Origin of the sequence: Hyella patelloides LEGE 07179, from assembly GCF_900659865.1 — a bacterium.
Taxonomy (GTDB): domain Bacteria; phylum Cyanobacteriota; class Cyanobacteriia; order Cyanobacteriales; family Xenococcaceae; genus Hyella; species Hyella patelloides.
In genome coordinates, this window is the sequence record NZ_LR214141.1 from 1 (window position 1) to 5,289 (window position 5,289).

Genomic DNA, 5,289 nt, shown 5'->3' on the forward strand with positions numbered 1-5,289 from the left:
ATTTTTTCTTCATTAATTGAACGACGAATAAACACCGCATTTTGGTTATCATCCGCATAGATTAATCCCTGTTCGTAGAGCTTATCTACCAAGGTACTGGGTAACTTGCGATCGCGAGTCAGATATTGTTTTACTTTCTGCCATTTCTCCTGTGCGCGTACTGGTGGCACAAATTCTCGTACTGGTTCGGTTTGAATAATATTTTTAGTCTTATAGTTGACAGCTTCAATGGTGGCAGTTTCACCAAAGCGATCGCCTAACCAAGCTACTGATTGTTTGTAGTCATATTCGTTAACGTGCATCACTAAATCGATCGCACCGCCACCACCTTTCATCTGTTTCCAGTCGTAGAATTTACTGCCAGTAATATTGATAGTGTGGTGTTCGTTTTGCCATTTGTGTTTGTCCTTTGGGTCTGGTTCTAAACCCAGTTCGTATGCCACATCTTTTAGAGATAAGTCTCTAACTTTATTAGCGATGTCTGCATACTTCTGCTTCCATTTAGTTAATTCTTTTGCCTGAGTTTTGATTTTAATTTGGGCTTGGTTTAACTGTTGCTGTAGATTTTCTTTATCTCTGGCTAGTAGTCGAGCAGTAATGTCAGCTTGTTCTTTATCTTTGATGGCTCGTTGTCTATCTGCTAGCTGATACTCAATCGTTGACTTATCTAAATTTAGTTCGGGAGATTGGTTAATCGCTGCATAGTAATGCTGGATTTTAGTGTGCTTGGCTTTACTACCTCGGACACCTCGTTCTAATCCTAAAGGTGACATGGCATTAGCAAAACTATCTTGAAACTGACTTAGCTTTTGTCTGCCTCCAAAGATACCCCGACAGTTTAATTTTCCTCTCTCGTCTAGGGGAACAAGATAGGCATGAATGTGGGGCGTAGATTCGTCCAAATGTAGCTCGGCTCTGACAATGCGATCTCCATACTCGTTATCTAACCAACCATGCACGGAGGTACGAAAATCAGCTAACTTTTCTGGCTCGTAGTAACCTGCTCTGCTGGGGTCGTTGGGTCGAAAATATTCAGGAGATGCAGTTAATAACATCTCCACACAAAGAACGCCATTCTTTCTAATTGTTTGGTCGCCAATGCGATCTCTAACAATGGTTTCTAAACTGGGTAGAAGGGGTGAATCTGGCTGACCGATAAAGCGAACGTTAGTAATTTCTGGATTGGCGTTGGGAGTTTGCCTGACTCTGCCAGTATGCAGACCTGAAGCACCTACATTTCCCGACTTTAATTTGGCGATGCGAGCTATGGCATGGGGCATTGTCTTACTTTATTCTTTTTCCCAGTAGTAAAAAGGGGTTTGAGGGAGTTCTATGGCTTGGCGAACGGAATAATTTTAGCGTAGCGTTGGCGTTAGCCAAAAATTGTGTAGTAAGTATCACAATAATTTTAGATTTTAGCCTGCTGGAATCTTTGCTACTGGGAAAATAAATAACTACTTGTGCCTATTTATTTTAGTTGATATTAGTTTATCAAAGTTTAGTTTTTGTTGCTCGTCATTTGTGTGACTATTAGTTATATGGCAATGAATTACAGATGCTAATCCTGGAGTAGTTAGAGATGGTTAAAGCTAAACCCAATCAGAAATTTCATGTCGATAAGCTAGCTAGTGCCTTAGATACGTTGGATAAATTAGAATCAAAGCCAAAAGAAGAGCTAACACTGAGAGAGAGTATTTATTTTCTTCGAGGTAAATTAAACAGTGCTTTAAAGAAAGGCTATAACTATGAGGATTTGTCTGAAATTCTAGCTGAACAAGAAATTTTGGTTTCGGCTGCTACTTTGAAACTTTATTTAACTGAGGGTAGTAAAAGTAAAAAGTCATCTACAAGAAGGAAAAAAAGCCAGTCTAGTTCTAATCCTGTTTTATCAACAAATATTACTGATTCTAAAGAAGAGTTAGAGACTGGTAATTCTGATGCTGAAATCAATAGGATGAAAGAGCAAAGTAATTCAGAATCAGCAGTTAATTTAAAGGTTGATTCTACAACTGGAACTAAATCATCTACGGCTAATAGTAAGAAAGCTAAGGCTAAACCTTCAAGTCAGTCAAGTGGCAATAGGTCTTCATCGACTAAAACTAATGTTCTGTCTGGTAGGTCTGATGATTTATCCAGCGAGTTTAATAGTTTTTAGTTTGGAGCAAGAGGATAAGGAATGGCTGTTATTCATTTGGTTGATGGTGAGAAGGGTGGAGTCGGTAAGTCTTTTGTGACTAGAGCGATGATTCAGTATGGAATAGATCGTGAGTTGCCTTTTGTGGCAGTGGAGACGGATCGTTCTAATCCTGATGTTAATCGTGTCTATAAGGATCGCTGTCAGTTTGCTGTTTTTAGTGAGGATGAGAGACAGGCTGGCAATGCAGATCGCATTTTTGAGATGGCGATGGAGCAGCCCGTAATTGTTTCTTTGCCTTCTCAAGTTAATCGGGCGGTTACAGCTTGGATTGAGAATAATGAGCTACTCCAGATTGGACAAGAGTATGACGTTAGTTTTTGTAAGTGGTTTGTTACTAACGGTGAGTATGACAGCATTAGGCTTTTTCAGGCTTCGCTCGATTATTATGGCGCGCAGATGACTCATGTTTTGGTGCGAAATTTTGGGCTTTGTGATGAGTGGTCGCAGGTGGATAATGATAAGTCGCTACAGAAACTTATTACTAAGTACGGGGTCAAGGTCATTGATTTTCCTAAACTGGGTTATCAGGAACGGTATTTAATTAATCAAAAGCAGTTACGCTTTGATGATGCTACTAAGTCTAAAAATTTGACGGTTTTGGGTAGGCAGCGAGTGGTTAATTTTTTGAAGAATGCCTATGAGCAATTTGACAGTACTGGAGTTTGGTCAACAGAAATAGAAACAGAAAAAGCTTCTGCTTCTTAATTTGTTCAAGCTAATAGGTCAAAGCAATTTACTACAAACCCAATTTCAAGTTAATTCATAGTCAGGAGTGTGAGATGAGTCTGCTAAACGGTGGTACTACTAGAGCCAAAGAAATGATCGATTTTCATATGGCTTCAGAGCCACCTGAGTTTAAGGCAAAAGTATTCGAGATTCTTAATTTCAGTGGATTAGAACCTAATGATCCAATGTTCTTAGCTTTGCTTTTAACGGGACAGATACGAGTGTTCTTAGAAGCTGCTATCGAAGAGTTGCCACGATTGTTGTCGGAATGGAAACAAGAAATGGCGGAGAGCTTTTCTAAACTAAAGTCAGCTATGGCTGAGATCTCTGAGAAAAGCTTAGAGCAAGTTGAAGCGATTAAAGAGAATATGGAAGCCGTCAGCCAAAAATGTGTCTCCGATATTAAAGAGGCGGGCATGAGTACGGTAGGGGCGATCGCCGATGCAAGTAATGAGACTTTGGAACAGGTGCAAGAAACTAAGAAGCAGAATGAGGAGCTATCTCAGACATTAACCACACTCCAGGCTGAAGCAAAAGCGGAGAGGGAGAAGAATATTGAGAACATGAATGCTTTAATTGGCTGGGTCAATAAAACAAACAAGCAGTTTGAATTGACACAACAGCAAATTCAAGGTTCTCACTCAGAGCTAAGATTACTTCAGCAAAAGACTTTTTGGCTCAAGTGGACTGATTGGTTTGCCCCTATATGGGCTTTAGCTATTGTGGGAGGAGTCTGTTTTGTTGCTGGCGGGTGGTTGACCGTCCAAAAGTACAACACAGAAGTCGAACGATTTGGACGCAATCTCACAACTTGGAATCTTGATCGCATTGTCAAATGTCAAAGTGATAATAATCCTAAATGTACTCTTTGGATTGTTCACCCTGATTCTCCTCAGCGAGAAGGAGTAGAGTAATTTCGCCCTATCTAGGAGAACGAAAGAAAGAATGAGATCGCTATTTAACTAATTGAAAACGGTATTAGAGAAGATAAAGCGATCGCCATACTTTATTCAGTTTCTTTCCATCCTTCAAAAGTTGCTAATAAAATATTGACAAAGGGACGATCTATTGCCTCTTTAAATGCTTCAGTCCCACCTGCTTTAAGAGCATTAATAACCTTGGCTTTAAATGTTGGGTTATGCTCAATCCGATCGACTGCTTCAGCCACTAATATTGTTTTTTCTTTACTAGTTGAAGTTGGATAAGATTGAGATAATTGCTCTAATAATTCCTGAATTTCTGCTGCTACTTCGGCTATATTTTTCTGCGATGCTTCGTTGATAGTTCCAGCTATTTTTTCTGTTTTGATTTCGCTATTTTGGCTAACACCAATACCTATGGAAGAGTTACTTTGATCTATGTTTGTTTCTGACATCGTATTTCCTAAGTTGCCTCCATAATTATCACCATGAACTTGTATCGATATCTTTGTTTGATCTTCATCACCCATATCAATCTGCAAATCTGTAAGATAACCCTCTACATGACTAACAAAGGGTGATATAACATTTTTTCCAAAATTATCTACTGTCTCTTGAAACTTCTTACTTCTTCCAAAGTGCATAGCTAGATTTACATATCCAATATCTTTTCCATTATTTTTGCATTCTTCCAAATGCGCTTTCAGTAGTTGATATACGTAGGATATTTCATGAGATTTACTATCATCTGGAATAACAGCAAATCCATTTGAGTCATAAATTTCCTCGTGAAAATTGTATTTGTTATGCTCTTGAATAAATTCATTAATAATTTTGTTTTCTTCTATAAAAGCAACAAACCTTTTTAAGTTGCTCATTCCTTGTTTATATTCAGTTCTTAGAAGCCTACTTGCTATTGTTCTAAACTCGCGTGAAATTTTTCTCAGCTCTGTTTTAGTAAGTTTAATTTCTGTTTGCATATTTATTTCACTCCACAACAAGGACAATAAACACCTATCTCTTTAACAATTGATTTTGCCTTCGTCTCTAATTCGCAGCATTTTAATGTAATAAGCTCTAATTGCTCTTTCTCAAATAAAACTTTATCCCCTTCCATTTCCAGAGGCTTTCCTGCTTTGAATGAGATATTTTTGTTCCCCCTAGAGCTTTGTTCTAAACCTTTTATAGATTTATTAATCTGAGATTTGGCGTAATTTAGAGCTAAGATATGAGCTTGTTCTATAATCTCATCAGTAATAAAACTGCTTGGTTCATCCTTTAATCCGCAGTAAGGGCAAAATAAATCGATTATGTCCTCTCTTTCAAAATCTTGGACAGTTAGTTTGAATCGCTCGCTGCAAAAAGGACATTGTAGTGTTAAAAATCCATCGTCGTCTGTGGGAACATCAATCTTGAAAGTTACTTCACTCATTGCTTTGAGTATAC

General features: G+C 38.3%; 6 protein-coding genes. 3 read left to right on the plus strand and 3 right to left on the minus strand.

From position 1 onward, the window contains the following. The coding region (gene mobV / locus H1P_RS30850) for a MobV family relaxase (protein ID WP_144874948.1) at positions 1 to 1,280 on the minus strand (1,280 nt) is incomplete at its 3' end. 299 nt (positions 1,281 to 1,579) lie between these two features. On the opposite strand from mobV, the gene H1P_RS30855 reads away from it, so the two are divergent. The 3 genes from H1P_RS30855 (at position 1,580) to H1P_RS30865 (ending at position 3,837) form a co-directional block, all read left to right on the plus strand. Then, positions 1,580 to 2,155 carry a hypothetical protein gene (locus H1P_RS30855; RefSeq protein ID WP_144874950.1) on the plus strand — a complete coding sequence of 192 codons (576 nt, stop codon included), beginning with the start codon at positions 1,580 to 1,582 and terminating at the stop codon, positions 2,153 to 2,155. Between the two features lie 21 nt (positions 2,156 to 2,176). Further along, the gene (locus tag H1P_RS30860; RefSeq protein WP_144874952.1) at positions 2,177 to 2,902 is read left to right on the plus strand and encodes a P-loop NTPase family protein; all 726 of its coding nucleotides are present in this window, start codon (positions 2,177 to 2,179) and stop codon (positions 2,900 to 2,902) included. Positions 2,903 to 2,976: 74 nt separating this feature from the next. Continuing rightward, positions 2,977 to 3,837: a DUF6753 family protein gene (locus H1P_RS30865; protein WP_144874954.1), complete on the plus strand. Its 861-nt coding sequence runs from the start codon at positions 2,977 to 2,979 to the stop codon at positions 3,835 to 3,837. Between the two features lie 92 nt (positions 3,838 to 3,929). Here the strand turns inward: H1P_RS30865 and H1P_RS30870 are convergent, their stop codons facing one another. Further along, on the minus strand, positions 3,930 to 4,823 hold the full coding sequence (locus H1P_RS30870; protein WP_144874956.1) for a hypothetical protein: 894 nt from the start codon (positions 4,821 to 4,823) through the stop codon (positions 3,930 to 3,932). 2 nt (positions 4,824 to 4,825) lie between these two features. Then, the coding region (locus H1P_RS30875; RefSeq protein WP_222427329.1) for a hypothetical protein at positions 4,826 to 5,289 on the minus strand (464 nt) is incomplete at its 5' end.